General features: G+C 62.2%; 25 protein-coding genes. 16 read left to right on the top strand and 9 right to left on the bottom strand.

The window, feature by feature from the left end:
• Positions 1-380: 380 nt before the first annotated feature.
• Together GIW02_RS17800 and GIW02_RS17795 are read right to left on the bottom strand one after the other, a co-directional pair.
• On the bottom strand, positions 381-1,874 hold the full coding sequence (locus GIW02_RS17800) for a CoA-acylating methylmalonate-semialdehyde dehydrogenase (protein ID WP_236413703.1): 1,494 nt from the start codon (positions 1,872-1,874) through the stop codon (positions 381-383).
• 41 nt (positions 1,875-1,915) lie between these two features.
• Entirely contained in the window at positions 1,916-3,265 is a 1,350-nt protein-coding gene (locus GIW02_RS17795; RefSeq protein WP_027607942.1) for an aspartate aminotransferase family protein, read from the bottom strand.
• 125 nt (positions 3,266-3,390) lie between these two features.
• On the opposite strand from GIW02_RS17795, the gene GIW02_RS17790 reads away from it, so the two are divergent.
• The 6 genes from GIW02_RS17790 to GIW02_RS17765 all read left to right on the top strand — a co-directional run bounded on the left by GIW02_RS17790 (position 3,391) and on the right by GIW02_RS17765 (position 9,478).
• Positions 3,391-4,311 (top strand): LysR family transcriptional regulator, encoded by a 921-nt coding sequence (locus tag GIW02_RS17790; protein ID WP_236413701.1) that lies wholly within the window; start codon positions 3,391-3,393, stop codon positions 4,309-4,311.
• Positions 4,312-4,399: 88 nt separating this feature from the next.
• Complete coding sequence (locus GIW02_RS17785) at positions 4,400-5,794, top strand: nucleobase:cation symporter-2 family protein (RefSeq protein WP_236413699.1); 1,395 nt, start codon at positions 4,400-4,402, stop codon at positions 5,792-5,794.
• Between the two features lie 87 nt (positions 5,795-5,881).
• Positions 5,882-6,541: a TetR/AcrR family transcriptional regulator gene (locus tag GIW02_RS17780; protein WP_236413697.1), complete on the top strand. Its 660-nt coding sequence runs from the start codon at positions 5,882-5,884 to the stop codon at positions 6,539-6,541.
• 11 nt (positions 6,542-6,552) lie between these two features.
• Positions 6,553-7,134, top strand: a complete 582-nt coding sequence (locus GIW02_RS17775) for an IMPACT family protein (protein ID WP_236413695.1) — start codon at positions 6,553-6,555, stop codon at positions 7,132-7,134.
• 49 nt (positions 7,135-7,183) lie between these two features.
• A complete protein-coding gene (locus GIW02_RS17770) occupies positions 7,184-7,870 on the top strand; it encodes an SDR family oxidoreductase (RefSeq protein ID WP_236413693.1) in 687 nt (228 codons plus the stop codon).
• A gap of 249 nt (positions 7,871-8,119) precedes the next feature.
• Entirely contained in the window at positions 8,120-9,478 is a 1,359-nt protein-coding gene (locus tag GIW02_RS17765) for an 8-oxoguanine deaminase (protein WP_236413691.1), read from the top strand.
• A gap of 134 nt (positions 9,479-9,612) precedes the next feature.
• On the opposite strand, the gene GIW02_RS17760 is transcribed toward GIW02_RS17765, so the two are convergent.
• Positions 9,613-10,704, bottom strand: a complete 1,092-nt coding sequence (locus tag GIW02_RS17760) for a calcium:proton antiporter (protein WP_236413682.1) — start codon at positions 10,702-10,704, stop codon at positions 9,613-9,615.
• Between the two features lie 193 nt (positions 10,705-10,897).
• On the opposite strand from GIW02_RS17760, the gene GIW02_RS17755 reads away from it, so the two are divergent.
• A complete protein-coding gene (locus GIW02_RS17755; RefSeq protein WP_012722045.1) occupies positions 10,898-11,851 on the top strand; it encodes an adenosine deaminase in 954 nt (317 codons plus the stop codon).
• A gap of 146 nt (positions 11,852-11,997) precedes the next feature.
• On the opposite strand, the gene GIW02_RS17750 is transcribed toward GIW02_RS17755, so the two are convergent.
• Entirely contained in the window at positions 11,998-12,693 is a 696-nt protein-coding gene (locus tag GIW02_RS17750) for an ArsR/SmtB family transcription factor (RefSeq protein WP_236413680.1), read from the bottom strand.
• Positions 12,694-12,830: 137 nt separating this feature from the next.
• On the bottom strand, positions 12,831-13,757 hold the full coding sequence (locus tag GIW02_RS17745) for a LysR family transcriptional regulator (protein ID WP_236413678.1): 927 nt from the start codon (positions 13,755-13,757) through the stop codon (positions 12,831-12,833).
• A gap of 115 nt (positions 13,758-13,872) precedes the next feature.
• Here GIW02_RS17745 and GIW02_RS17740 point away from each other — a divergent pair, with 115 nt between their 5' ends.
• The 3 genes from GIW02_RS17740 (at position 13,873) to GIW02_RS17730 (ending at position 15,534) form a co-directional block, all read left to right on the top strand.
• Positions 13,873-14,166, top strand: a complete 294-nt coding sequence (locus GIW02_RS17740) for a putative quinol monooxygenase (protein ID WP_236413676.1) — start codon at positions 13,873-13,875, stop codon at positions 14,164-14,166.
• A gap of 25 nt (positions 14,167-14,191) precedes the next feature.
• On the top strand, positions 14,192-15,205 hold the full coding sequence (locus GIW02_RS17735; protein ID WP_236413673.1) for a zinc-binding alcohol dehydrogenase family protein: 1,014 nt from the start codon (positions 14,192-14,194) through the stop codon (positions 15,203-15,205).
• A gap of 146 nt (positions 15,206-15,351) precedes the next feature.
• The gene (locus GIW02_RS17730; protein WP_236413669.1) at positions 15,352-15,534 is read left to right on the top strand and encodes a hypothetical protein; all 183 of its coding nucleotides are present in this window, start codon (positions 15,352-15,354) and stop codon (positions 15,532-15,534) included.
• Between the two features lie 8 nt (positions 15,535-15,542).
• Here GIW02_RS17730 and GIW02_RS17725 read toward each other — a convergent pair whose 3' ends face one another.
• Together GIW02_RS17725 and GIW02_RS17720 are read right to left on the bottom strand one after the other, a co-directional pair.
• On the bottom strand, positions 15,543-16,736 hold the full coding sequence (locus tag GIW02_RS17725) for a multidrug effflux MFS transporter (protein ID WP_236413667.1): 1,194 nt from the start codon (positions 16,734-16,736) through the stop codon (positions 15,543-15,545).
• A gap of 85 nt (positions 16,737-16,821) precedes the next feature.
• Entirely contained in the window at positions 16,822-17,019 is a 198-nt protein-coding gene (locus GIW02_RS17720) for a heavy-metal-associated domain-containing protein (RefSeq protein WP_049710182.1), read from the bottom strand.
• A gap of 147 nt (positions 17,020-17,166) precedes the next feature.
• Between GIW02_RS17720 and GIW02_RS17715 the strand changes: the two genes are divergently transcribed.
• From GIW02_RS17715 to cueR, 3 genes are all read left to right on the top strand, one after another.
• Positions 17,167-17,547 carry a hypothetical protein gene (locus tag GIW02_RS17715; protein WP_236413665.1) on the top strand — a complete coding sequence of 127 codons (381 nt, stop codon included), beginning with the start codon at positions 17,167-17,169 and terminating at the stop codon, positions 17,545-17,547.
• A gap of 66 nt (positions 17,548-17,613) precedes the next feature.
• Positions 17,614-19,815: a heavy metal translocating P-type ATPase gene (locus tag GIW02_RS17710; RefSeq protein ID WP_236413664.1), complete on the top strand. Its 2,202-nt coding sequence runs from the start codon at positions 17,614-17,616 to the stop codon at positions 19,813-19,815.
• Entirely contained in the window at positions 19,812-20,213 is a 402-nt protein-coding gene (gene cueR / locus GIW02_RS17705; protein ID WP_236413662.1) for a Cu(I)-responsive transcriptional regulator, read from the top strand. Before GIW02_RS17710 ends, cueR begins: the two co-directional genes overlap by 4 nt.
• Positions 20,214-20,363: 150 nt before the next feature.
• On the opposite strand, the gene GIW02_RS17700 is transcribed toward cueR, so the two are convergent.
• Together GIW02_RS17700 and GIW02_RS17695 are read right to left on the bottom strand one after the other, a co-directional pair.
• Positions 20,364-21,260 (bottom strand): PA4780 family RIO1-like protein kinase, encoded by an 897-nt coding sequence (locus GIW02_RS17700; RefSeq protein ID WP_236413657.1) that lies wholly within the window; start codon positions 21,258-21,260, stop codon positions 20,364-20,366.
• Between the two features lie 134 nt (positions 21,261-21,394).
• Complete coding sequence (locus GIW02_RS17695) at positions 21,395-22,672, bottom strand: acetyl-CoA C-acetyltransferase (protein ID WP_236413655.1); 1,278 nt, start codon at positions 22,670-22,672, stop codon at positions 21,395-21,397.
• A gap of 105 nt (positions 22,673-22,777) precedes the next feature.
• On the opposite strand from GIW02_RS17695, the gene GIW02_RS17690 reads away from it, so the two are divergent.
• From GIW02_RS17690 to GIW02_RS17680, 3 genes are all read left to right on the top strand, one after another.
• Complete coding sequence (locus tag GIW02_RS17690) at positions 22,778-24,121, top strand: 3-oxoacyl-ACP reductase (protein WP_236413645.1); 1,344 nt, start codon at positions 22,778-22,780, stop codon at positions 24,119-24,121.
• Between the two features lie 2 nt (positions 24,122-24,123).
• Positions 24,124-24,975, top strand: a complete 852-nt coding sequence (locus tag GIW02_RS17685) for a MaoC/PaaZ C-terminal domain-containing protein (RefSeq protein WP_236413643.1) — start codon at positions 24,124-24,126, stop codon at positions 24,973-24,975.
• A 302-nt stretch (positions 24,976-25,277) separates the two neighbouring features.
• Positions 25,278-26,774, top strand: coding sequence for a collagen-like triple helix repeat-containing protein (locus GIW02_RS17680; protein WP_236413641.1), 1,497 nt, complete (start codon positions 25,278-25,280; stop codon positions 26,772-26,774).
• Positions 26,775-26,814: the final 40 nt, after the last annotated feature.

Below are 26,814 nucleotides of genomic sequence, written 5' to 3'. Positions count from 1 at the left end.
AAGATTTCTTCAACAACTTCAACCACTTGCGCTTCCGATCTCTCGTTAGCGGGAGGCGAATTCTACAGCGTTACACGCTGCTGTCAACACCTCTTTTTCTCCGCTTTCGACCGAGAAGATCGAAACGCTAATAGAGCCAAACAACACCGCTCTACCAACTCCTTCTGGGCTTGGATGAACTCAAGCAACTCGCTGTCGAATCTCGCATAACTCTTTGTTTACCAAGGAGTTTTCCGTTTCGACTGCGCCGGAAGTGGGGCGAATTATAGACTTCCAGAATCTGCCGTCAACACCTTTTTTCACATTTCTGTCATATCGGTCAAAAAGCCCCCGAAAACACAAAAGCCGGCCCCAGGGGGCCGGCTTTCAATCACCCGTCGTTACAAACTGGGAAAGGCAAACTGCGATGCTTCGTGGCTGGCCCGCTGTGGCCAACGCTGGGTAATCGCCTTGCGCCGGGTATAGAACCGCACCCCATCCGGGCCATAGGCATGCAAGTCGCCAAACAACGAACGCTTCCAGCCGCCGAAGCTGTGGTACGCCACCGGCACCGGCAATGGAACGTTCACCCCCACCATGCCCACTTCAATCTCGTCACAGAACAGCCGCGCCGCTTCACCGTCGCGGGTAAAGATGCAGGTACCGTTGCCATACTCGTGATCGTTGATCAGCTGCATTGCCGCTTCCAGGCTATCCACCCGAACCACGCACAACACCGGCCCGAAGATCTCTTCTTTGTAGATACGCATTTCAGGCGTCACATGATCAAACAGACTGCCCCCCAGGAAGAACCCCTCCTCGTGGCCAGCAACGCTCAGCCCGCGACCATCCACGACCAACTTGGCACCCGAAGAAACACCGTCTTCTATATAGCCACTGACCTTGTCCCGTGCCTGCCCTGTCACCAACGGCCCCATGTCCAGGCCGCAGGACGTGCCTGCACCAATCTTCAGCGCCTTGACCTGCGGCACCAGCTTGGCGATCAATGCGTCCGCCACTTGGTCACCCACGCACACGGCCACCGAGATCGCCATGCAACGCTCACCGCAGGAACCATAAGCCGCGCCCATCAGCGCACTCACCGCGTTATCCAGGTCCGCGTCCGGCATCAGCACCGCATGGTTTTTCGCCCCACCCAGCGCCTGCACACGCTTACCGCGCTTGGTCGCCTCGGAATAGATGTATTCGGCAATCGGCGTTGACCCCACAAAGCTCAGCGCTTTGACCTCCGGCGCTTCGATCAGCGCATCCACCGCACCCTTGTCACCGTGCACCACGCTCAGCACACCTTTAGGCAGACCGGCTTCCTGCAACAGTTGTGCAATCAGCAACGTCGAGCTTGGGTCACGCTCCGAGGGTTTGAGGATGAAACAGTTACCGCAGACGATGGCCAATGGGTACATCCACAGCGGCACCATCGCCGGGAAGTTGAACGGTGTGATACCGGCCACTACACCCAGCGGCTGGAAATCCGACCACGCATCAATGTTCGGTCCTACGTTACGGCTGTACTCGCCCTTCAGAATCTCCGGTGCCGAGCACGCGTATTCCACGTTCTCGATCCCGCGCTTCAATTCGCCAGCGGCGTCTTCCAGCGTCTTGCCGTGTTCCTCGCTGATCAGTTGCGAGATACGCGCCTCGTTCTGCTCCAGCAGTTGCTTGAAACGAAACATCACCTGGGCGCGTTTTGCCGGCGGGGTATTACGCCACGCCGGGAACGCCGCCTTGGCCGCGTCGATTGCCTGTTGAATGGTTTCACGGCTGGCCAACGGCACCTGGTGGATCACCTGGCCGGTGGACGGGTTGTACACGTCGGCACTGCGACCGCTGTCGTTGACCAACTCACCGTTGATCAAATGCTGGATAAGGCTCATGCAGGGCTCCTGAAAAGTTGTTCTATATAGAAGGAGAGAAATCAGTCGATCTTGTTCAGCACTTCGCCGACCGCGTCGAACAGACGATCCAGGTCCTGCGGCTTGCTGTTGAAGGTTGGCCCGAACTGCAGGGTGTCGCCGCCGAAGCGCACGTAGAAACCGGCTTTCCACAAGGCCATGCCGGCCTCGAATGGACGCACGATCGCATCACCATCACGCGGGGCAATCTGGATTGCGCCGGCCAGGCCATAGTTACGGATGTCGATTACGTTCTTGCTGCCCTTCAACCCGTGCAGCGCATTCTCAAAGTGCGGTGCGACTTCGGCTACGCTCTGCACCAGGTTTTCCTTCTGCAACAGGTCCAATGCCGCCAGGCCAGCCGCGCAAGCGACCGGGTGCGCCGAGTAGGTGTAGCCGTGGGGGAATTCCACCGCGTACTCCGGCGTCGCCTGGTTCATGAAGGTCTGGTAGATCTCGCTGCTGGCAATCACCGCGCCCATCGGGATCGCGCCGTTAGTGACTTGCTTGGCAATGCACATCAAGTCCGGGGTCACGCCAAAGCTGTCGGCACCGAACATCGAACCGGTACGGCCGAAACCGGTGATGACTTCGTCGAACACCAACAGAATGTTGTGCTGGTCACAGATCTCGCGCAGGCGCTTGAGGTAACCCTGTGGCGGTACCAGGACGCCGGCCGAACCGGCCATCGGCTCGACGAACACCGCTGCGATGTTCGACGCATCGTGCAACTCGATCAGCTTGAGCAACTCATCGGCCAGGGCGATACCGCCCTGCTCCGGCATGCCACGGGAAAAGGCATTGCTTGCCAGCAGGGTGTGGGGCAAATGGTCAACGTCCATCATTGCCTGGCCGAACATTTTACGGTTGCCATTGACGCCGCCCAGGCTAGTACCGGCGATGTTCACACCGTGGTAGCCACGGGCGCGGCCGATCATCTTGGTCTTGGTGGCCTGGCCTTTCAGGCGCCAGTACGCGCGCACCATCTTCACCGCCGTGTCGGCACACTCGGAACCGGAATCGGTGAAGAACACGTGGTTCAGGTTACCCGGGGTCAGATCGGTGATCTTTTCCGCCAGTTGGAAGGACAACGGATGACCGTATTGGAAGCCCGGGGAGTAGTCCAGGGTGCCCAGTTGCTTGGCGACTGCTTCCTGGATTTCCTTGCGGGTATGCCCGGCGCCGCACGTCCACAGGCCCGACAACGAGTCGTACACCTTGCGCCCCTTGTCATCCGTCAACCAGCTGCCTTCGGCGGCCACGATCAGGCGCGGGTCACGCTGGAAGTTACGGTTGGCGGTGTAGGGCATCCAGTGCGCATCCAACTTGAGTTGGCTGGCCAGGGACGAAGGGGCGTTTTCGGGCATGTTCATCAGCAAAACCTCGCAGGGCAAAAGGCAGCGTCGGGATTGAAAAGCGTTCTTGCAGCTAAATTGCCACGGGGATAAAGTCGGTGAAATTCAACTCTTCTAACCTTCAGTCAGGCCTTCACTAAACTATGAGCAGCCGACGACCCGACCCTCTGGCCCAAGTCAGCGACTTCGATATCCGCCTGTTGCGCATCTTTCGCAGCGTGGTTGAATGCGGCGGCTTCTCGGCGGCGGAAACAGTGCTGGGCATTGGCCGCTCGGCCATCAGCCAGCAGATGAGCGACCTGGAGCAACGCCTCGGTTTAAGACTGTGCCAACGCGGGCGCGCGGGTTTCTCGCTGACCGAAGAAGGTCGCGAGGTCTACCAATCGGCGCTGCAACTATTAAGTGCGCTGGAGAGTTTCCGCACCGAGGTCAACGGCCTGCACCAGCACCTGCGCGGTGAGTTGATCATCGGCCTGACCGACAACCTGGTCACTCTGCCCCACATGCGCATCACCCATGCCTTGGCGCAGTTGAAGGAGCGCGGCCCGGACGTACAGATCCAGATCCGCATGATCGCGCCCAATGAAGTCGAACAAGGCGTGCTCGACGGCCGCCTGCATGTCGGCGTAGTGCCCCAGGCCAGCGCGCTCTCGGGCCTGGAGTACCAGCCGCTGTATAGCGAACGCTCGCTGCTTTATTGCGCGGTGGGCCACCCGCTGTTTTATGCCGACGACAAGCAATTGGGCGACGAACGCATCAACAGCCAGGACGCCATCGCCCCAACGTTCCGCCTGCCCGCCGATATCCAGGCTCATTACCAAGCGCTCAACTGCACTGCCAGTGCCTCGGACCGGGAGGGCATGGCGTTCCTGATCCTGACCGGCCGCTACATCGGCTACCTCCCCGACCACTACGCCAGCCTATGGGTACAACAAGGCCGACTGCGCGCGCTGAAATCAGCTACGCGCTTTTACGATTTAAGCCTCGCATCGGTCACGCGCAAAGGGCGTCGCCCCCATTTGGTGCTGGAAAGCTTTCTGGAAAGTCTGGCGGCAACGCGCTAACTCGGGCCTTGAGCAAAAAGCTGAGCAACTGGACAGCTTTTTGCAAGGGTACAAGGACCTTGAACCGTCCGCCTTGAGTTTGCCCGCCATGCCTCCAGAATCCTCCAGCCCCAGCGACCTGATCTACGGCCTCGACGACCGGCCCAAACCCGTGCCTGCATTACTGGCCGCCTTGCAACATGTACTGGCTGCCTTCGTCGGCATCATCACCCCGCCGCTGATTATCGGCTCCACCCTGGGCCTTACCGCTCACCTGCCCTACCTCATCAGCATGGCGCTGATGGTGTCCGGCGTAGGCACCTTCATCCAGGCGCGCAGGCCGTTCGGCATCGGCGCCGGCATGATCTGCCTGCAAGGCACCAGCTTTGCGTTTCTCGGCGCAGTGTTGTCGGCGGGTTTCCTGGTCAAGCAACGCGGCGGCAGTCCGGAAGACATCCTGGCGATGATTTTCGGCGTGTGTTTTTTCGGTGCAGCAGTGCAAATCGTGCTGAGCCGCTTTATCGGCCAGTTGCGCCGCGTGATCACTCCGCTTGTCACCGGGATTGTGATTACGTTGATAGGCATCAGCCTGATCAAAGTCGGCATCACCGATCTGGGTGGCGGCTTCAATGCACCGGACTTCGGTGCGCCGACCAACCTGGCATTGGGCCTGTTCGTGGTGCTGACGATTATTCTGCTCAACCGTTCGAACACCCCATGGGTTCGCTTATCAGCAATCATCATCGGCCTGGCGGTCGGCAGCCTGGCGGCGTGGTTCAGCGGCAAGCTGGTACCCCAAGCCCTGCCCGATCTGCCGCTGGTGAGCGTGCCGATCCCGTTTCGCTTTGGTTTCAGCTTCGACTGGAGCGCTTTCCTACCGATCGCGCTGATTTATCTGATCAGCAGCATCGAAACCGTGGGCGACCTTACCGCCAACTGCATGATCGCCCGCCAGCCCATCAGCGGCCCTTCTTATATAAGCCGGCTCAAGGGTGGCGTGCTCGGCGATGGCGTCAGTTGCATGATCGCCGCCACGTTCAGCGCCTTCCCCAACACCACCTTTGCGCAGAATAACGGCGTGATCCAACTCACGGGCGTCGCTAGCCGCTATGTGGGCTTGTACATCGGCGTGGTGCTGTTTTGCCTGGGTCTGTTTCCAATGGTCGGCGCAGTGCTGCAGCAAATTCCCAAGCCGGTATTGGGCGGCGCAACGTTGGTGATGTTTGGCAGCGTCGCCGCCGCTGGCGTGCGCATCCTCGCCCAGGCACCGCTGGACCGGCGCAGCATGCTGATAATCGCAACCTCGTTTGGCGTTGGCCTGGGCATCGCCGCCCAACCGAATTTGCTGCATTTGATGCCGACGCTGGTGCAGAACCTCTTCGACTCGGCCATCACCAGCGGCGGGCTCACGGCCATTGTGTTGTGCCTGTTATTGCCGGAGGCCAAAGCGACCTCGGCTGCCGCAAACCGCACGTCGGAAAACGACAGCCTGGAACCGCTTTGACGGTTTTATTGCATCGGGACTTGTCTGGGGCTTGAGGGTGGGTTATCTGTGCACACGTCGCCATCATCGATCTGCACGGAAACCTCCATGAGCCTCGAAGTTCCTGCCCACAGCAACCCCGCCGGTAAACCCGCCAGCCGTATCCGGCAAAAGAACGAACAAGCGATTCTCCAGGCGGCTGAGGATGAGTTCGCGCGCCATGGCTACAAAGGCACCAGCATGAACACCATCGCGGCCAGCGCCGGGTTGCCCAAGGCTAACTTGCACTATTACTTCACCAATAAGCTGGGCCTGTATATCGCGGTGCTCAGCAATATTCTGGAACTGTGGGACAGCACCTTCAACGCCCTGACCGCCGATGACGACCCGGCTGTGGCGCTCACCCGCTATATCCGCACCAAGATGGAATTCTCGCGGCGCCAACCCCAGGCTTCGCGGATCTTCGCGATGGAGATCATCAGCGGCGGCGAATGCCTGACCGAATATTTCAGCCAGGACTACCGCGCCTGGTTCAGCGGCCGGGCCGCCGTGTTCCAGGCCTGGATCGATGCCGGCAAGATGGACCCCGTCGACCCGGTGCACCTGATTTTCCTGCTGTGGGGCAGCACGCAGCACTATGCCGACTTTGCCACCCAGATCTGCCGCGTCACCGGTCGCACCAAGCTGACCAAGCAGGATATGGAAGACGCCGGCACCAACCTGATCCACATCATTCTCAAGGGTTGCGGCATCAAGCCGGCCGACTGAAGACGGGACTTATGCCTTTCACGCTCACCGGTCTTTGCGAGTTTCGCGAAGAAATACGCAAAAGCCGCTTTATCACCCTCGCTGCACCGATCACCAGCCCGCAGGAAGCCCAGGCGTTTTTCGAGCAGCACAGCGACTTGAACGCCACGCACAACTGCTGGGCCTGGAAGCTGGCCGATCAATACCGCAGCAATGACGACGGCGAGCCCGGCGGCACCGCTGGGCGGCCGATCCTTGCGGCCATCGAGGCGCAAGGCTTTGATCAGGTCGCCGTGTTGGTGATTCGCTGGTACGGCGGCATCCAGCTGGGCACCGGCGGGCTCGCCCGCGCGTACGGCGGCGGCGCGAATAAATGCCTGCAAACCGCCGAGCGCATCGAGCTGATCAGCCGCGTGCCCCTGCGCTGCGCCTGTGGGTTTTCCGAATTGAACCTGGTCAAGCTGCGTGTCGCAGAACTCGGCGGGCTGGTGGTCGAAGAGACCTTCACCGCCAACGGCGTCGAGCTGCAGCTCGCCTTGGGCGAGGCCCATATCGACACCCTGCAAACTCAACTCGCCGACCTCAGCCGTGGACGTATCCTGCTACAACGCTGAAACTACCAAGGCTGCACTCCCTGAACCGCGACTCCAAAGGAAGCTTTTCATGTCTACGCCAAAAACCGCACTGATCATCGGCGCCTCGCGCGGGCTGGGCCTCGGCCTGGTCAAGCAACTGCTCAAGGATGGCTGGGACGTGACCGCCACCGTCCGCGACCCAGGCAAGGCCGATGCCCTGAAAGCCGTAGGCCCGGTACAGATCGAGAAGCTCGACATGGACGATCAGCAAGCCGTGATCGCCCTGAACCAGCGCCTCAAGGACCGCACCTTCGACCTGCTGTTCGTCAACGCTGGCGTCAAAGGCCCGGTCAATCAGGAGCCTGGCCACGCCACCCTGGCGGAAGTCGGCCAACTGTTCTTCACCAACGCCGTGGCGCCGATCAACCTGGCCCAGCGCTTTGTCGGGCAGATCCGCAAGGACAACGGCGTACTGGCCTTCATGAGTTCGGTACTGGGCAGCGTGACCATCCCCGACGGCTCGGACCTGGCGCTGTACAAGGCCAGCAAGGCTGCGCTCAACTCGATGACCAACAGTTTTATCACCCAACTCGGCGACCACAAACTCACCGTGCTGTCACTGCACCCGGGCTGGGTGAAAACCGATATGGGCGGTGAAAACGCACACATTGATGTCGAGACCAGCGTGCGTGGCCTGGTGGACCAGGTGAACGCCTACACCGGCAAGGGTGGCCATCACTTTATCGATTACAAGGGCGATACCATCGCCTGGTAAATACTGCGCAGGAACCTGTGGGAGGGGGCTTGCTGCCGATGACGGTGTATCAGTAACAGAGGGTGTGGCTGATACACCGTCATCGGCAGCAAGCCCCCTCCCACACTGATCGCGTCAACTTCCCTACAGTAGACTCGCTCTCGGACTACACGTAATCTAACGCCCTCGCCCTTACCGGCGACCCTGGATCAGCAGACAGGGCAACACTGAGCTGGCAAACCTGAACCCATCATTCAGAGGAGCCGGCCCATGCCTGCGACCCGTATCTGGTTAAAAAACCCCCTCGCGATTTTCACTGCCAACGGCCTCGACGCCCGTGGCGGCCTGGTGCTGCAAGACGGTGTGATCACCCAAGTGCTGGGCTGGGGCAAAGAGCCCGCGGTGCCCTGCGCGCAAGTGTTCGACGCCCGCGAGCATGTGATCCTGCCGGGGTTGATCAACACCCACCACCACTTCTACCAAACCCTGACACGCGCGTGGGCGCCGGTGGTCAATCAGCCGCTGTTCCCGTGGCTGAAAACCCTGTACCCGGTGTGGGCGCGGCTGACCCCAGAGAAACTTGCCCTGGCGTCGAAAGTCGCACTCGCCGAATTGCTGCTGTCGGGCTGCACCACGGCAGCTGACCACCATTATCTGTTCCCCGACGGCCTGGAAAATGCCATCGATGTACAGGTGCAAAGCGTGCGCGAACTCGGCATGCGCGCCATGCTCACACGCGGATCCATGAGCCTCGGCGAAGCCGACGGTGGCCTGCCGCCGCAGCAGACGGTGCAGCAAGGCCAAGTGATCCTCGATGACAGCCAGCGCCTGATCCGCGAATACCATGAGCGCGGCGATGGCGCGCAGATCCAGATTGCCCTGGCGCCCTGCTCACCCTTCTCGGTCACCCCGGAAATCATGCGCGCCAGCGCCGATCTGGCCAATCAACTCGATGTGCGCCTGCACACCCACCTGGCGGAAACCCTCGACGAAGAAGACTTCTGCCTGCAACGCTTCGGCCTGCGTACGGTGGATTACCTCGACAGCGTCGGCTGGCTCGGGCCACGCACCTGGCTGGCCCATGGCATTCACTTCAACCCGGATGAAATAGCGCGCCTGGGCGCGGCCGGCACCGGTATCTGCCATTGCCCCAGCTCGAACATGCGCCTGGCCTCGGGTATCTGCCCGACCCTGGACCTGCTCGCCGCCGGCGCGCCGATTGGCCTGGGTGTGGACGGTTCCGCTTCCAACGATGCGTCGAACATGATCCTCGAAGCGCGCCAGGCCCTGTATATCCAGCGCCTGCGTTACGGGGCCGAGAAGATCACCCCCCAAGGCGTGCTGGGCTGGGCGACCAAAGGTTCGGCGCAGTTGCTGGGGCGTACCGACATTGGTGAATTGGCGGTGGGCAAGCAGGCCGACCTGGCGCTGTTCAAACTCGATGAGCTGCGCTTCTCCGGGAGCCACGATCCGATTTCGGCGCTGCTGTTGTGCGGCGCGGACCGTGCGGATCGAGTGATGATCGGCGGTAAATGGCGAGTCATCGACGGCCAGGTCGAGGGGCTGGATTTGAAAGGCTTGATCGCCGATCACAGCCAAGCGGCCAGGCAGTTGATCGCCGGGACTTGAGTCAAACACAAGTCAACATGTGGGAGGGGGCTCGCTCCCGATAACAGTGGGTCAGCCAGTACCTCTTGACTGACACTCCGCCATCGGGGGCAAGCCCCCTCCCACATTGGCCCTGCGGTGTTGTTGAAGTCGGGTTATAACCCCAGCAGCGACAGCATGATAAAGGTCGCGAACAGCACAAAATGGGTCATGCCTTCGATGGCGTTGGTTTCGCCATCGTTGAGGTTGATCGCACTGACAATCAGCGTGATGAACACCATGACGGTCTGCACCGGGGTCATCGCCATCTGGAAAGGCTGGCCGGTATAGAGCGCCATCGCCTCCATCACCGGCACCGTGAGGATGACGGTCGACAGCGACGCACCCAACGCAATATTCACCACCGACTGCATGCGGTTGGCCAGGGCCGCGCGCAACGCGGTCAGAATCTCCGGCGCCGCCGAAATGGCCGCCACCACAATCGCCGTAATCACCGGCGGTGCGCCCGTGCCTTCCAGGCCCAGGTCGAGGGTCTTGGACATCACCTCGGCCAGCGCGCCAATCACAACCACCCCAAACACCAGTGTGCCGATGGAAAAGGCCAGGTTGACCGGCGGCTCCTGCTGCTCTTCCGGCTGTTTCTTGCGGCGTTTTTCCGGGTAGCTGTAGCTGAAGAAATAGCTGTGCGGCCCCACCTGCATACGCAGGAACAAGGTGTAGAGCACCACCATCGCGCCGATGGTGAAGGCCGAGTAAATTTTCCAGTCGGCCTCGGGGATAAATTCCGGCACCACCATCGACACGCCCATGGCGGTAAGGATCATCACGCTGTAGGTGCGCGCCGAATCATCGTTGTAGGACTGTTCACCGTGCTTGATGCCGCCCATCAGCGCGGCCAGGCCGAGGATGCCGTTGATATCGAGCATCACCGCCGAGTAGATGGTGTCGCGCACCAGGGTCGGCGAGGGCTCATTGCTCATCATGATCGCCAGGATCACCACTTCCACCAGCACGGCGGCGAGGGTCAGGATCATGGTGCCGTAGGGATCGCCGACTTTTTCCGCGAGTTGCTCGGCGTGGTGTGCTACGCGCATCGACGCCACCACAATAAAACCGATCAGCGCTACGCCGGCCAGCAGCGCGACAATTTGCCCACTGTGGAGCATCCAGTGCTCCAACGGGTAGGCCGCGATGGCGGCAATCAGCGCCAGCAGCATGAATTTTTCTTGCTTGAGGGATGTGAGCATTCCGGGCCTTTTAGTACGGCAAATCAGTCATTGATGGGGTACAGACTGCGCCAAGCCGCTAACGTTTCGTTACACCTTAGTTCACGCCGCCCTTGCGCGAATAAAACGAATACTCTCCTGCCGGTCAGGTTTTGCCGATTATTTCAGCCATGACCTGTAGAATGCCGCCATTGCACCTGATGAGAATTTAGATATGTACGATTGGCTCAACGCCCTGCCCAAGGCTGAACTGCACCTGCACCTGGAAGGCTCGCTCGAGCCTGAGCTGCTGTTCGCCCTGGCCGAGCGCAACAAGATTGCGCTGCCATGGAACGACGTCGAAACCCTGCGCAAGGCCTATGCCTTCAACAACCTGCAAGAGTTTCTCGACCTGTATTACAAGGGCGCCGATGTGCTGCGCACCTCCCAGGACTTCTACGACCTGACCTGGGCCTACCTGCTGCGCTGCAAAGAGCAGAACGTGATCCACACCGAGCCCTTCTTCGACCCACAAACCCACACCGACCGTGGTATTCCGTTCGAAGTGGTGCTGAACGGCATCGCCGCTGCGCTGAAAGACGGCGAGCAACAACTGGGCATCACCAGCGGTTTGATCTTGAGCTTCCTGCGTCACCTGAGCGAAGCCGAAGCCGAGAAAACCCTCGACCAGGCCCTGCCATTCCGGGATGCGTTCGTGGCCGTGGGCCTGGACAGTTCGGAAATGGGTCACCCGCCGAGCAAGTTCCAGCGCGTGTTCGACCGTGCCCGCCATGAAGGTTTCCTCACCGTGGCCCACGCCGGCGAAGAAGGCCCGCCCGAGTACATCTGGGAAGCCATCGACCTGCTGAAAATCCAGCGCATCGACCATGGCGTGCGCGCCATCGAAGACGAACGCCTGATGCAACGCATCATCGACGAGCAGATCCCGCTGACCGTGTGCCCGCTGTCCAACACCAAACTGTGCGTGTTCGACGACATGGCCCAGCACAACATCCTCGACATGCTCGAGCGTGGCGTGAAGGTGACAGTGAACTCGGATGACCCGGCGTACTTCGGCGGTTATGTCACCGAAAACTTCCACGCGCTGTACACCTCGCTGGGCATGACCCAGGACCAGGCCAAACGCCTGGCCCAGAACAGCCTGGATGCGCGATTGGTAAAACCATAACCCGCGCTCACTGAATGAACGCAGGCTAACAGTGGGAGCGGGCTTGCTCGCGAAGGCGGTGGACCAGTCGATTGATGCATCGACTGACACACGGCCTTCGCGAGCAAGCCCGCTTCCACATTAGTGCTGGGTTGCCAACATCAGGCTCAGAGCGGTTCGAGTGCGGCCAGCCGCGCAATTTCCAACAACCCGGTGTCGCTGACCCGCAGCGCCCGCGACTCGTTGATCACGCTGATCCAGTTGGACTGTAAAAACAGTCGCAACAACCCCGCCCCCAACGCGCCGCCCAGGTGCGGTTGCTGTTGGCTCCAATCGAAACAGTCGCACGCCAGCGGCGACGCCAATGCCTGAGTGAAAATGCCCCGTTCGGCCAGGCGCTGCGTGCCTTTGAGGGTCACATCGGTACGGTGCTCATGGCGCTCGACCCACCCCGCTTGCACCATGCGTTGATACAACTGCGCGGCCAACTCACCCCCGAGATGCCCATGGCACAGCCGCGCACGGCGCAATAACGCCGGAGCGGCCAGGGTTGCGGGTATTGCATCCGGCGCGCTGCGGGCCGCGCTGGCCATGGTGCTGGTGGCCAAGGCATCGACAGCGTTGCTGACATCGGCAGCCGCTACGCGAAACAGGCGCCTGCCGCGACGCGCCTCCACCCGCAGCAGCCCACTGCCGGCCAGCCGGGCCAGGTGCGCATTTGCGGAGGCCGCTGACAACCCGGTGAGGCTCGCCAGCTCTTGCGACGACTTGGCCGAGCCGTCCATCAGCGCCCAGAGCATGGCGGCGCGTTTAGGCTCGGCAAGCAAGCTGGCGATCTGACTGATGCACGGTGCTGCTTCCATGTATTCACTCCCTGTTTGATCATTTTTCTGCGGCGGTTGGCCCCCAAGTATAGGGGCGCAAAGCGCCGGTTCCGCGGCGTCCCACAGCGCAGACAGGGACAGAATCTGAGGGAAATTTCCGGTATTAATGGAGGCTGTTACGCCGTACCCGAACGTTCCGGTAACTGAGCCGTCAAGGTCGCACAGCGCGACACGAGCATTTCGCGCAGCAGGTTGATCGGTTTACTCAATTGCGCGCGGTGAGCACACAACAGATTCAGCGGCGTTCGCTCGCCGCGCAGCTCCGGCAGAATCAAGCGCAGGCGCCCGGCCAGCACATCGGTGCTCACGTCCAGCCAGGACTTGTAGGCAATGCCCACGCCGGCCACCGCCCAGCGCCGCACCACGTCGGCATCGTCGCTGAAGCGGTCGCCACTGACGGTCAGGCTGACGTCGCGTTTGCCGTCATGGAAACTCCAATGGTCGTGGACCCGGCTGCCGAGCATGTACAGCAGGCAATTGTGCTGGGCCAGTTGCTCCAGGTGCCGGGGTTCACCGTGGCGCGCGAGGTAGTCGGGCGAGGCACATAGCACGCGAACATTATGCGGCGCCACCGGCAGCGCGATCAGGCTGGAGTCCTCGGGCTCGCCATAACGCAGGGCGATATCCACCGGTTGCCGGAACAGGTCGGCAATCCGATCGCCCAATAGCAGGCGCACGGTCAGTTGCGGGTACTCGCGCTGGAACTCATCGAGCCAGGGCAACAGTTGGTTACGGCCAAAATCCGAGGGGGCCGAGAGTTGCAGTACGCCGCTGACGTGGTCCTGGCCGCTGGCCAGTAACCGCCGGCCCTCGTCCAACGAACTCAACGCCGCCCGCGCGTATTCGAGGAAGCCCTCGCCTTCCGCCGTGAGGCGCAGGCTGCGCGTGGAACGGGCCAGCAGGCGTGTGCCGAGTAGCTGCTCGATACGCTTCAACGCGGCACTCGCCACCGCCGGCGACAGGTCCATGACCCGCGCGGCGGCCGACAGGCTGCCCAGGTCCGCCGCACGCACAAACAACTGCAGATCATCGAAACGCAGCATCCGCCCTCCATTATCAAAAAATAATTGAAACAGACTGCTGTTTTAGCGGCTTTTATCTTCGCGGGAAATAGCCAATGATCTGCCCATCCCGTTTGTCACGTGTCTGGAGTTGAATATGCCCACTGCCTTTAACGTCATCGCCACGCTGATCGCCAAACCCGGCCAACAGGCCGTCCTGGAACCGCTGCTGCGCGGCCTGCTGGAACCCACCCGCCTGGAACCCGGTTGCGAGCAATACGACCTGCACCAGGACCTGCAACACCCCGAGACTTTCTACATGCTTGAACGCTGGGCCGATGACGCCGCCCTGGCCGACCACGACCAGAGCGCGCATATCCAGAGTTTCCGCGCCAAGGCCGCCGACGTCCTTGAACACTTCGAACTCAAGCGCCTCAAGTTTCTTGCCTGATCATCGCCCATTTTCCGGAGCCCCCATGAAAGCCATTGCCTACTACGCCTCACTGCCGATCAACGATCCGAAATCCCTGCAAGACATCGAATTGCCCGCCCCCGTCGCTGGCCCGCGCGACCTGCTGGTGGAAGTCAAAGCCATTTCGGTCAACCCGGTGGACACCAAGGTCCGCCAGAACGTCGCCCCGGAAAACGGCGCCGCCAAGGTGCTGGGCTGGGACGTGGCCGGGGTGGTCAAGGCCGTCGGCAGCGACGTCACGCTGTTCAAGGCCGGTGACCAGGTGTTCTACGCCGGTTCCCTGGTACGCCCCGGCGGCAACAGCGAATTGCACACGGTGGACGAGCGCATCGTCGGCCACATGCCCAAGAGCCTGGGTTTTGCCGAAGCCGCCGCCCTGCCGTTGACCGCCATCACGGCCTGGGAGCTGCTGTTCGAGCGCCTGCAAGTGCGCGAGAGCAAAGACGACGAAGGCCAGAGCCTGCTGATCGTCGGCGCCGCCGGCGGCGTGGGTTCGATCCTCACCCAATTGGCCAGCCAGCTCACCGCGCTCAACGTCATCGGCACTGCTTCGCGCCCGGAAACCCAGGCGTGGGCCAAGACACTCGGCGCCGATCTGGTGATCGACCATAGCCAACCCTTGAGTGAAGAACTCAAACGCGCCGGTATCGCTCACGTGACTCATGTCGCCAGCCTGACCCAGACCGACGTGCACCTGGACCAACTGGTGGAAGCGCTGCAGCCCCAGGGCAAATTGGCGCTGATCGATGACCCTAAAGCGCTGGACGTCAGCAAGCTCAAGCGCAAGAGCCTGTCTCTGCATTGGGAGTTCATGTACACGCGCTCGATGTTCGAGACCCCGGACATGATCGAACAGCACCACCTGCTCAACCGCGTGGCCGAGTTGATCGATGCCGGCACCTTGAAAACCACGCTGGGCGAGCACTTTGGCGTGATCAACGCCGAAAACCTGCGCCGCGCCCATGCGCTGCTGGAGAGCGGCAAGGCCAAGGGCAAGATCGTGCTGGAAGGGTTCTGAAACAACGTCTGTCAGCGTCGTCTGTTACTCATGTGAGTGATGGACGACGCCGCTAGTCAGAGAGTTGATCTTTGTCATATTTGTAAGCGTATTCGGGTTTATATTGGCCGCCTTTGCCACGATTCTTTTACGTGAGGAAGTCAGCAATGAAGATCCTGATAAAAGCGTTAGCAAAAGCCCCAGGCAACAAATGGCAGGTTCGTCTCAACGGCGATGCGTTCACCTTCCGCACCGAGGCCGAGGCCCGCGCCTTTGCCGACACCCTGCAGGCCCGTATCCAGGCCCCCCATCGCTTCCCGCTCAGCCAGCAACGTTCCGCCGCTGGCTAAGCTGCCTTTCAGACCTGCGCCTGCGCGGCCCTCGCCCGTTGCAGGCGCTGGGTCGACATCGCAATCGTCACCGCCAACACACCGCACAAACAGATGACCATCGCCATCGGCATTGCCGTGCCATCGTGCAGCACCCCCACCAGCGAAGCTGCGCCTGCGGCTACGCCAAACTGGATGCAGCCCAGCAATGCCGAAGCACTGCCGGCCCGCGCGCCCTGCCCGCTCATGGCGCAGGCTGAGGTGTTGGGCAAAATGCAGCCCAGGCTGGCGATGCAGATAAACAGCGGCACCAGCAGTGGCCACAGGGCATCGGTGCGCAATGCCGCAATGCCGAGCAACGTCAACGCCGCCAGCAGGTAGACCCACACACTGCGCGAGAGTAAAAACGCCGGGCCGCGTTTGGACAGCAACCGCGCATTGACCTGCGCCACCAGGATAAACCCGGCGGCGTTGGAGCCGAACAACCAGCCGTAATGCTCGGCGGGCACGCCGTACAGCTTGATAAATACGAAGGGCGAACCGGCAATGTAGGCAAACATCCCGGCAATCGAGATGCCCCCGGTGAGGGCGTAACCGAGGTAGACCCGGTCTGACAGCAGCGCGCCATAGCGACGCAGCGAGCCGGACAACGGTTGACGCGGCTGATGGGCCGGGAAGGTTTCCGGCAGCCCGACCGCCACGGCAATGGCCGCCATCACGCTGAACAACGACAGCGCCAGGAAGATCGACTGCCAGCCCCACAGCCCCACCATCAACCCGCCGGCCAGCGGTGCAAGGATCGGCGCCAGGCCGGTGACCAGCATCAACTGGGAAAACACTTTGGCCGAGCCCACCGCATCGCATTTGTCGCTGACCACCGCGCGCGAAATCACCATGCCCGCGCAACCGCCGAGGGCCTGCACGAAGCGCGCGCCGATCAGCCATTCCAGGGACGGCGCGAAGGCGCACGCGAACGACGCCAGGGTAAACAGCGTGACACCACTGAGCAGCGGGCCGCGCCGACCAAAGCGGTCGGCCAGTGGGCCGTAGATCAGTTGGCCAATGGCCAGGCCAGCGAAATACACCGCCAGGGTCAGCTGGATATGTTTTTCGTCGGTCGCAAAGGCCGTGGCCATGGCCGGAAAGCCCGGCAGGTAGAAATCGATCGCCAGCGGCGCGAAGGCGCTCAAGGCACCCAGAATCAGGATTATGCGAAGGTTCATCAGGCACCCAAGTGTGTCGGCAGCCCGACAGTCTAGCCGTGCTTGGGTGCATTGAACACGATAGCTCGCTAACTATTTAGGCGGGTCAGGCGAGCTTGGCGCTGTAGCCTTCCTCGGTGATCAGGCTGATCACCTGCTCGGCAGACAAACGGCTCTCGACGCCCACCTCCTTCGCCGCCAGGTCGACCTTCACACTGGCCGCCGGGTCCTGGCTCTGCACCGCCTGGGTCACGGCCCGGACGCAATGGCCGCAGGTCATTCCTTCAACACTGAATACTTGCATGACATAACTCCTTGGATGAGGTTGAAGCCAGTCTCGACCTTGCCACGATGGCAAGGTCAAGTTCCGCGATGATCTGCCGGGCTGGTATTCGGGGGCGACGTCGGCCAAGCTTCACCCATCTTTGATTCAAACCACGGAGCATTCGCCATGCGCTGGTCGTTTTTTGGCCTTGTCGGCCTGATGAGCTTGTCTGCCGTTGCGCCCCAGGCCAGCGCCGCAGAAGACTATGCGGTGCTGATCATTTCCCGCGAACGCCTGGAAGTACCGACCAATTGCGAAATCGGCTTGTACCTCAATGACCAGTTGGCGGGCCGGCTGTTCCAGGAACAGGCCACCTCGTTCAACCTGCCGGCGGGCAATCTGTCCCTGCGCCTCAAGCTGTTGCCGGGCCAATCCCCAGGCTGCTTGCCGGGCCTGCTGGCGCCACCGGCGCAGAACATCACACTCCGGGCCGGTGATGTACGCAAGCTGCGTATCGCCCAAGGCCAGGACGGTATGTACTTGAAACCTGCCGCGCTGGAATATTAAACACGCTTGACCTTACCCACAGGTCAAGGTTGATGCTAGGGGCAACGTCTTCAGGAGGACTGCCCCATGAATGGATCCACCACCTTTGACCTGCCCATCAGCGGCATGACCTGCGCCAGTTGTGCCGGGCGTGTCGAGCGCGCGCTGGGCAAGGTGCCGGGGGTGCACAGCGTCAGTGTCAACCTGGCCAACGAGCGCGCCCACGTAGAAGTGCTCGGCCAGATCGACCCCAGCGTATTGATCGCCGCCGTCGACAAGGCCGGTTACACCGCCACCCTGGCGCAAAGCGAAACCGCCACCCAGGCCGATCAGGCCCAACGCCTGCACCACGAGCGCTGGGCGTTGCTGCTGGCCATCGCGCTGGCCTTGCCGTTGGTGCTGCCGATGCTGGTGGAACCCTTTGGTCTGCACTGGATGCTGCCCGCCTGGGTGCAATTCACCCTGGCCACGCCGGTGCAATTCATCCTCGGTGCACGCTTCTATATTGCCGCCTGGAAAGCCGTGCGCGCCGGTGCTGGCAATATGGACCTGCTGGTGGCTATCGGCACCAGCGCCGGTTACGGCCTGAGTCTTTATGAATGGCTCACCGCCCATGCTGGCATGGCGCCCCATTTGTACTTCGAAGCCTCAGCGGTGGTGATCGCTCTGGTGCTGCTGGGTAAATACCTGGAAAGCCGCGCCAAGCGTCAGACTGCCAGCGCCATCCGCGCCCTTGAAGCGCTGCGGCCCGAACGGGCGATCCGGGTGCTGGAGGGGCGTGAGGAAGACGTCGCCATCGCTGCACTCAAGCTCAATGACCTGGTGCTGGTAAAACCTGGCGAGCGCTTCCCGGTGGACGGTGAAGTGGTGGACGGCCAGAGTCATGCCGACGAAGCCCTGATCAGCGGCGAAAGCCTGCCCGTGCCCAAGCAGCCAGGCGACAAGGTCACCGGCGGCGCCATCAATGGCGAAGGTCGCCTGCTGGTGCGCACCCTCGCCCTCGGCGCCGAAAGCGTGCTGGCGCGGATCATCCGCCTGGTGGAAGAGGCCCAGGCCGCCAAGGCGCCGATCCAGAAACTGGTGGATAAAGTCAGCCAGGTGTTCGTGCCCGCCGTGCTGGTGCTGGCCGTGATCACGCTGCTGGGCTGGTGGCTGTACGGCGCGCCCCTGGAGACTGCGATCATCAATGCGGTGGCCGTGCTGGTGATCGCGTGCCCGTGCGCCCTGGGCTTGGCCACGCCAACCGCGATCATGGCCGGCACCGGCGTCGCTGCGCGCTACGGCATCCTGATCAAGGACGCCGAAGCCCTCGAGCGTGCCCATGCCGTGAGTGCGGTGGTGTTCGACAAAACCGGCACGCTCACCTCCGGCGCCCCCAGGATTGCCCATTTGGTCGCGCTGGATGGCAACGAAGCCTTGCTGCTGGCGCAAGCCGGTGCGTTGCAGCGCGGCAGCGAACACCCCTTGGCCAAGGCCGTGCTGGACGCGTGCATTGAAAAAGGCCTGACAGTGGCCGATGTGACGGCCAGCCAAGCCCTGACCGGGCGCGGCATCGCCGGTACGCTCGCGGGCCAGGCCTTGGCCTTGGGCAATCGTCGCCTGTTGGAGGAAAGCGGTTTGAGCATGGGCGACCTGGCCGCCTCCGCCACGGCCTGGGAAGCCGAAGGTCGCACCCTCTCCTGGCTGATCGAGCAAGGTGCGCAGCCACGCGTACTGGGGCTGTTCGCCTTTGGCGACACGCTCAAGCCCGGCGCGCTGGACGCTGTGCAGCAACTCAAGGCGCAGCACATCAGCAGCCATTTGCTCACCGGCGACAATCGCGGCAGTGCGCGTGTGGTCGCGGCAGCGCTGGGTATCGAGGATGTACACGCCGAAGTGCTGCCGGCCGAAAAAGCCGCTACCGTGGCCGCGCTGAAAAAAACCGCGATGGTGGCGATGGTCGGCGACGGCATCAACGACGCCCCGGCCCTGGCCGCTGCCGATATCGGCATCGCCATGGGCGGCGGCACCGACGTGGCGATGCACGCGGCCGGTATCACCCTGATGCGCGGCGACCCACGCCTGGTGCCCGCCGCGTTGGAGATCAGCCGCAAGACCTACGCAAAAATCCGCCAGAACCTGTTCTGGGCCTTTGTGTATAACTTGATCGGCATTCCCCTGGCGGCCTTTGGCCTGCTCAACCCGGTGTTGGCGGGCGCGGCGATGGCCTTGTCCAGTGTCAGCGTGGTGAGCAATGCCTTACTGTTGAAGACGTGGAAGCCCAAGAACTTGGAGGATCAACGCCCATGAACATCGGCCAGGCCGCCCGCCAGAGCGGGCTCAGCGCCAAGATGATTCGTTATTACGAGTCCACCGGCCTGCTCAAGGCCGCCCACCGCACCGACAGCGGCTATCGCGTTTATGGCCAGGACGACTTGCACACGCTGGCGTTTATCAAGCGGTCGCGGGATCTGGGGTTTTCATTGGAAGAGGTCGGCAAGTTGCTGACCCTGTGGCAGGACCGGCAACGGGCCAGCGCCGACGTGAAGGCGTTGGCGCGCCAGCATATTGATGAGCTGAACCAGAAGATTCTGGAGCTGGGCCAACTGCGCGATACCTTGCAGGACCTGGTGGAGCACTGCCAGGGCGATCATCGGCCCGATTGCCCGATTCTCAAGGAGTTGGCGTCCGGTAGCTGCTGCGCCTGAGCGGGTGTACACAGATCAAATGTGGGAGGGGGCTTGCCCCCGATAGCGGTGGGTCAGTCAGCTTATCTGTAGCTGATCCACTGCAATCGGGGGCAAGCCCCCTCCCACATTTTGATCTCCACTGACTTTAGAGCCTTACTTGCCAGAAGATCACTGCATCCAAGGCGGCGGCGGTTCTTCTGCCGTCTTGGTCGGCGGCGCATCATCCGCCGCGCGAATCGCTTGCTTGCGCTCTTCATCCAGCCGCGCCGCTTCGATCTCGCGGATCACACCGCCCACGTCTGCCAACTCTTCCGGCTCGTCGAACTCGCCGGTCAAGACGCTGGCCGGGTGCAACGTGCCCGCTTCGTACAGCGCCCACATTTCCTTGGCGTACTTGGTCTTCTTCAATTCCGGGGCAAAACGCCCGAAATAGGAAGCCATGTTGCCCACATCCCGCTCCAGCATGCTGAACGCGTGGTTGTTGCCCGCCGCATCCACCGCCTGGGGGAGGTCGATGATCACCGGGCCGGTGGGCGTCAGCAAAACGTTGAACTCGGACAGGTCACCGTGCACCAGGCCGGTACACAGCATCAGCACGATCTGGGAAATCAGGAAGGCGTGGTATTCGCGCGCCTGATCCGGCTCCAGCGTCACGTCGTTCAGACGCGGCGCGGCGTCGCCGTACTCGTCGGCCACCAGCTCCATCAGCAGCACGCCTTCAAGGAAGTCATAGGGCTGGGGCACGCGAACGCCCGCGCCAGCCAGACGGAACAATGCCGCCACTTCGGCGTTCTGCCAGGCATCTTCGGTTTCTTTCTTGCCGAACTTGGAGCCCTTGGCCATGGCCCGGGCCTGCCGGCTGTTACGGACCTTACGGCCTTCCTGGTATTCGGATGCCTGACGAAAACTTCGTTTATTCGCCTCCTTGTAAACCTTGGCGCAACGCAATTCATTGCCGCAGCGCACCACATAAACAGCTGCTTCTTTACCACTCATGAGTGGGCGCAGCACTTCGTCGACCAGACCGTCTTCGATCAGGGGTTCAATGCGTTTAGGAGTCTTCATCAGCTTTTATTGTGGGTCCTTTATTACCAAGTACGCGTATGGCACTCGTTATACGGCAATCGGCTCGCCGGTGGGAGAGGCTACCGACCTCTGACCACTCAAGAATGCATCCAATATGCCAATTTTCAGCACAATCAACGCTCGATGATCGCAGTGACACCTTGCCCACCGGCAGCGCAGATCGAAATCAGCCCGCGCCCCTTGCCCGCCGCATCCAGCAACTTGGCCAGGTTGGCGACGATGCGCCCCCCGGTGGCGGCAAACGGGTGCCCGGCCGCCAGGGAGCTGCCCTTGACGTTGAGGCGGCTGCGGTCGATGGCGCCCAGCGGCGCCTCCAGCCCCAGGCGCGTCTTGCAGTAATCCGCATCCTCCCAGGCCTTGAGCGTGCACAACACTTGGGCGGCGAAAGCTTCGTGGATCTCGTAGTAGTCGAAGTCCTGCAACGTCAGACCATTCCTCGCCAGCAAGCGTGGCACGGCATACACCGGCGCCATCAACAGGCCTTCGGCACCGTTGACGAAATCCACCGCCGCCGCCTCACCGTCGCGCAAATACGCAAGGATCGGCAAGCCACGCTCCTTGGCCCAGGCTTCACTGCCCAGCAGCACCAGCGACGCACCATCGGTGAGCGGCGTGGAGTTGCCGGCGGTGAGCGTGCCCTTTTCGCTGCGCTCGAAGGCGGGCTTGAGCGCGGCGAGTTTTTCCAGGGTCAGGTCGGGGCGCAGGTTGTTGTCGCGGGTCAGGCCCAGAAAAGGCGTCAGCAAATCGTTGTGCCAGCCCTCGGCGTAGGCGGCGGCCATTTTCTGGTGGCTCTCGAGGGCCAACTGGTCCTGCTCGGCGCGGGGGATCTGCCAGGTTTGTGCCATCAACTCGCAATGCTGGCCCATGGACAAGCCGGTGCGGGGTTCACCATTGCGCGGTAATTCGGGTTTGAGGTGCTGCGGACGAAGTTGTAACAGGACTTTTAATTTATCCGCCAGGGTTTTGCTGCGGTTGGCTTGCAGCAGGATTTTGCGCAGCCCTTCGTTCACGCCGATGGGGGCGTCGGAGGTGGTGTCCACCCCGCCGGCGATGCCGCATTCGATCTGGCCCAGGGCAATCTTGTTGGCCACCAGCAGGGCCGCCTCCAACCCGGTACCGCAGGCCTGTTGAATGTCATAGGCCGGAGTTTGCGGCGACAGGCGCGAGCCCAGCACGCATTCGCGGGTGAGGTTGAAGTCGCGGGAATGCTTGAGCACCGCGCCGGCGGCCACCTCACCAATGCGCAGGCCGTGCAGGTGATAGCGCTCGATCAGGCCCTCAAGGGCGGCAGTCAGCATGGCCTGGTTGCTCGCCGTGGCGTACGGGCCATTGGAACGGGCGAACGGAATGCGGTTACCGCCAATGATCGCTACACGGCGCAATTGAGTCATGGAATGCTCCCTCTGTCGGTTATGGGCTGGATCACTGAGCCTAGTCGAACGACTGCTACCCTGGGATGGTCAACCCTTTGAACCCCAGCCTAAGGAGAGCGTTCCATGTCTGACCGTTATATCGACTTCGCCAACTCAAGCCTCGGCCATCGCCTGGTCGCCGCCATTGGCCTGCCGTCACCGGTACGCCTGGAACGCTGGCAAGCCGGGCGCCTGCGCCCGGTGGAAGGCGCACTGTTGCTGGGCGGCGGCGCACTGGCGGCCAAGGTGCAGGGGTTCGCCAACAAATTCACCGACGCCATTTATAGCTACGGCGACGAACAATCGACCTGGATTCCCGGCCACGGCCCCAAGCTCAAGGCGGTGGTGTTTGATGCCAGCGACTTGAATCACACCGACCAGCTCAAGCAGCTACGCGAGTTTTTCCAACCGTTGCTGAAAAACCTGGATCACAGCGCCCACCTGGTGATCCTCGGCCGTGCCCCGGAGAGCCTCAGCGAGCCCTTTGCCGCCAGCGCCCAGCGAGCACTGGAAGGCTTCAGTCGCTCGCTGGCCAAGGAACTGCGCAACGGCGGCGTCCTGCAACTGCTGTATGTCGGCGATGGTGCCGAAGACCAGCTGGAAGGCGCGCTGCGGTTTTTCCTGTCGCCGAAAAGCGCCTACATCTCCGGTCAGGTCATCCGCCTGCAGGCCTGCGCCACGCCGGTGGAGGACTGGACCCGCCCACTCGCCGGGCGCAAGGCCCTGGTAACCGGCGCGGCGCGCGGCATCGGCGCGTCCATCGCCGAAACCCTCACGCGCGATGGTGCCGAGCTGATCCTGCTCGACGTGCCCCAGGCCAAGGCCGACCTGGATGCCCTGGCCGCACGCCTGGGCGCGCGTACCGTGGCCCTGGATATCTGCGCCGACGACGCCGCCCGCCAGTTGATCGAACAGCTGCCCGACGGCCTCGACATCCTGGTGCACAACGCTGGCATCACGCGCGACAAAACCCTGGCCAACATGACCCCGGAATACTGGGACGCGGTGCTGGCGGTGAACCTCAATGCACCGCAAGTGCTGACCAAGGCGCTGCTCGACAGCGGCACCCTGCATGACAACGCGCGGGTCATCCTGCTGGCGTCCATCAGCGGGATCGCCGGTAACCGTGGGCAAACCAACTATGCCGCCAGCAAGGCCGGTTTGATCGGCCTGGCCCAAGCGTGGGCGCCGCTGCTGGGCGAACGCGGGATCAGCATCAACGCCGTTGCCCCCGGTTTTATCGAAACCCAGATGACCGCGCATATTCCGTTCGCCCTGCGTGAGGCCGGGCGCCGCATGAGTTCGCTTGGCCAGGGCGGCGTGCCGCAAGACGTCGCCGAAGCCGTGGCCTGGCTGGCCCAACCGGGCTCCGGCGCGGTCAGTGGGCAAGCGCTGCGGGTGTGTGGCCAAAGCTTATTGGGAGCCTGATCATGCAATGGCAGACGTTGGGCAGTACTCCGATGCTTCCGCCGCTGTACTGGCGGGCCGCGCTCAAACGCAAAATCACCGGCAAGACGTTGCCCGCGCAGGGCTTGCGCTGCCGGGTCAACGTCAACCCCAGGGAGGTGGCGGCGTATCGCAAGGTCTGCGGCTTTGCCGACAGCCCGGTACTGCCGGCCACTTACCCGCACATCCTCGCGTTCGCCCTGCAGATGCAGTTGCTCACCGACACGTCGTTCCCCTTCCCGCTGCTGGGGCTGATTCACCTGAGCAATCGCATCCGCGTCCATCGCCCGTTGGGCGGCGTCAGCGAGCTTTTTATCAGCGTGCATGCGCAAAACCTCAAGCCCCACGCCAAGGGCGCAACCTTTGAGGTGGTCACCCGCGTGGAAGACGCCCTCGGCCTGCTATGGGAAGGCGAAAGCCGCATGCTGTGTCGCGGCGTGAAGCTGGAAGGCGAAACCACAGATGATGCGCAGCCCACTAGCCCTCCGCAGATCAGCGAACTGACCCGCTGGAAAGCCCCCGCCGATATCGGTCGGCGTTATGCCAGGGTTTCCGGCGATTACAACCCGATCCACCTCAGCGCGCTCACCGCCAAGCTGTTCGGTTTTCCCCAGGCCATCGCTCATGGGCTGTGGAACAAGGCGCGCACGCTCGCCGCCCTGGCGGAACATTTACCGGCGGCGAATATTGAAATAGAGGTCGAGTTCAGGAAACCAGTGCGTCTGCCCAGTGAGGTGAACTTGTTGGCCAGTGCCCCCGGCTCAAGCGGTGAGTTGCTGTTGAAAGGCGCGGGCGATATAGAACATATGCGCGGCAAGTGGCGGCCTATTGCCTGACCCGCCCTGCTAAATTGTATATATACACTCTAAGTTATAGCGGACTTCATCGAAGTCCGTTTTTTTATTTAAGTAGTTGATTTATAGCGAATATACATCTTGATACATACTCTCCTTACACCCTTGGTGTTAGTTACTTAACCGATACACCGCACCCCGTATATAAATTGTTAATACCAAGTTGAGCATTGTGAGAGCGCCTGCCCGGGTCTGTGATAGAGCCACGGACAAACACATCACCCCCCAAGAAGTAGTGAGTGTTTGAAGACAACTAAGGTTGTACAGGTGCAGGGAACTCAATCATGAAAACTCAACGAGTGTTTTGGAAAGCAAGTACCGCGCTGGCCCTGGCAGTCGCATTGACGCTCGGCGGCTGCAGCAGCGGTGGTGGTGGGCATCACAGTGGCGGCTCTTCCTCTTCGGGCGGTTCCACCGACGGCGGTGGCGGTACCGATCCGGGCACCGATCCAGGCACCACCAGCACCCAACTGGTGACCGCCAGCGTGGCCGACACCGTCGGCGATACCGTGACTGACCTCGGCGGCACCGTCACCAGCCTGGGCACCACCCTCGGCAGCCTGCCGATTGTTGGCGCCACCACCCGCAGCCTGGTGACCTCCCTGGGAACAGCGGTGGGCAGCATCGGCACCGGCGTTTCGGATGGCCTGGGCACCCTGGGAACCGACAGTAATGCCCTGGGCAAAACCGTCGCCGGCGTGGCCAATGGCGTGGCCGACCTGGGCACCGGTGTAAGCAGCACCGGTCAGAATGTGGCGACACTGCTGGGGCACGTGCCCGTAGTCAGCGGTGCCGCCCCTTTGGTAGGTAATGTCGTAGGCAAGGTCGGCAACGCCGTGACCATGCTCGGCGACACCCTGAGCACTGCCAGCACCACCGGCCCGCTGGGCTCGGTCACCAACACCGTCGGCGCCAAAGTACTGGTGCCCGTGGTGTCCCTGGTGGAAAAAACCACCGGCAAAGTCGGCAACTCCACTGGGTTGGATTCGCCGGTTGGCGGCCTGCTGGAGAAAGTCGGCGCGACCGTCGACGGCCTGGGCGATAAAGTGGCCGACACCGGCGGCAGCGGCAACCCTGTGACCGGCGCCCTGGGCAACGTGCTCAATGGCGTAGGCACGGCGGTGGGCAAGGCCAGCGGTTATGTCGACCCCGAAAAAGAAGGCAATGGCAGCGGCAATGGCGGTAGCGGTGGCGGTACTGGCGGCGCCGCAGGCCTGGGCAACCTGGGCGGCCTCTTGGGAGGTGTGATTGCCGGTGCCGGCAGCGGCCTGGACGCGGGCAACACCAACGGCGTAGTCAGTGCCGCCGGCGTCACGGGCGTCAAACTGGGCACCACCGTGGCGGCGCTCGGCGGCGCCACGCCAAGCACCACCACCAGCGTACCGGTGGCCGGGCTCACCGGCCCTATCGGCAGCGCGCTCAACCCGGTCACCAGCGGCGTGCAGAGCCTCACTCAAACCGTCGGCGGCGCTACCGGCCTGGGTACTCCCGTCAACGGCCTGGTCACCCATGTTGGCGGCGCCGTCAGCAGCCTCGGCGGCAAGATCAGCGGCACCAATGCCAACCCCGTCACTAACGCCTTGGGCGGGACCGTGACCGCAGTGGGTGGCACCGTCGCCTCGATCGGTGGCCTGGTCACCGGCGGTACCAACACCGGTGGCGGCGTGCTCGGTGGCGGCCTGAACCTGGGGGCTGGCGCATCGGCCTCCGCCGGGGCGGGTGCGAGTGCCAACGGTGGTTTGCTGGGCGGGCTGCTGGGGGGCCTGGGCGGTAAAAAATAGAATTGCACCTGGCCGTTAGACGGCCCCACCTACAGCGCCT

The organism is Pseudomonas syringae, from assembly GCF_021606685.1.
Classification (GTDB): Bacteria; Pseudomonadota; Gammaproteobacteria; order Pseudomonadales; family Pseudomonadaceae; genus Aquipseudomonas; species Aquipseudomonas syringae_R.
This window is presented reverse-complemented; position numbering and strand designations above follow the sequence as displayed.

Bases quoted from the DNA above. Each gene is read 5' to 3' on its own strand.
- GIW02_RS17795 (WP_027607942.1), bottom strand. From the start codon at position 3,265: ATGAACATGCCCGAAAACGCCCCTTCGTCCCTGGCCAGCCAACTCAAG.
- GIW02_RS17750 (WP_236413680.1), bottom strand. From the start codon at position 12,693: ATGGAAGCAGCACCGTGCATCAGTCAGATCGCCAGCTTGCTTGCCGAG.
- GIW02_RS17765 (WP_236413691.1), top strand. From the start codon at position 8,120: ATGCCTGCGACCCGTATCTGGTTAAAAAACCCCCTCGCGATTTTCACT.
- GIW02_RS17725 (WP_236413667.1), bottom strand. From the start codon at position 16,736: ATGAACCTTCGCATAATCCTGATTCTGGGTGCCTTGAGCGCCTTCGCG.
- GIW02_RS17680 (WP_236413641.1), top strand. From the start codon at position 25,278: ATGAAAACTCAACGAGTGTTTTGGAAAGCAAGTACCGCGCTGGCCCTG.
- cueR (WP_236413662.1), top strand. From the start codon at position 19,812: ATGAACATCGGCCAGGCCGCCCGCCAGAGCGGGCTCAGCGCCAAGATG.
- GIW02_RS17785 (WP_236413699.1), top strand. From the start codon at position 4,400: ATGCCTCCAGAATCCTCCAGCCCCAGCGACCTGATCTACGGCCTCGAC.
- GIW02_RS17755 (WP_012722045.1), top strand. From the start codon at position 10,898: ATGTACGATTGGCTCAACGCCCTGCCCAAGGCTGAACTGCACCTGCAC.
- GIW02_RS17715 (WP_236413665.1), top strand. From the start codon at position 17,167: ATGCGCTGGTCGTTTTTTGGCCTTGTCGGCCTGATGAGCTTGTCTGCC.
- GIW02_RS17790 (WP_236413701.1), top strand. From the start codon at position 3,391: ATGAGCAGCCGACGACCCGACCCTCTGGCCCAAGTCAGCGACTTCGAT.
- GIW02_RS17780 (WP_236413697.1), top strand. From the start codon at position 5,882: ATGAGCCTCGAAGTTCCTGCCCACAGCAACCCCGCCGGTAAACCCGCC.
- GIW02_RS17710 (WP_236413664.1), top strand. From the start codon at position 17,614: ATGAATGGATCCACCACCTTTGACCTGCCCATCAGCGGCATGACCTGC.
- GIW02_RS17720 (WP_049710182.1), bottom strand. From the start codon at position 17,019: ATGCAAGTATTCAGTGTTGAAGGAATGACCTGCGGCCATTGCGTCCGG.
- GIW02_RS17735 (WP_236413673.1), top strand. From the start codon at position 14,192: ATGAAAGCCATTGCCTACTACGCCTCACTGCCGATCAACGATCCGAAA.
- GIW02_RS17770 (WP_236413693.1), top strand. From the start codon at position 7,184: ATGTCTACGCCAAAAACCGCACTGATCATCGGCGCCTCGCGCGGGCTG.
- GIW02_RS17740 (WP_236413676.1), top strand. From the start codon at position 13,873: ATGCCCACTGCCTTTAACGTCATCGCCACGCTGATCGCCAAACCCGGC.
- GIW02_RS17775 (WP_236413695.1), top strand. From the start codon at position 6,553: ATGCCTTTCACGCTCACCGGTCTTTGCGAGTTTCGCGAAGAAATACGC.
- GIW02_RS17800 (WP_236413703.1), bottom strand. From the start codon at position 1,874: ATGAGCCTTATCCAGCATTTGATCAACGGTGAGTTGGTCAACGACAGC.
- GIW02_RS17760 (WP_236413682.1), bottom strand. From the start codon at position 10,704: ATGCTCACATCCCTCAAGCAAGAAAAATTCATGCTGCTGGCGCTGATT.
- GIW02_RS17730 (WP_236413669.1), top strand. From the start codon at position 15,352: ATGAAGATCCTGATAAAAGCGTTAGCAAAAGCCCCAGGCAACAAATGG.
- GIW02_RS17695 (WP_236413655.1), bottom strand. From the start codon at position 22,672: ATGACTCAATTGCGCCGTGTAGCGATCATTGGCGGTAACCGCATTCCG.
- GIW02_RS17685 (WP_236413643.1), top strand. From the start codon at position 24,124: ATGCAATGGCAGACGTTGGGCAGTACTCCGATGCTTCCGCCGCTGTAC.
- GIW02_RS17745 (WP_236413678.1), bottom strand. From the start codon at position 13,757: ATGCTGCGTTTCGATGATCTGCAGTTGTTTGTGCGTGCGGCGGACCTG.
- GIW02_RS17690 (WP_236413645.1), top strand. From the start codon at position 22,778: ATGTCTGACCGTTATATCGACTTCGCCAACTCAAGCCTCGGCCATCGC.
- GIW02_RS17700 (WP_236413657.1), bottom strand. From the start codon at position 21,260: ATGAAGACTCCTAAACGCATTGAACCCCTGATCGAAGACGGTCTGGTC.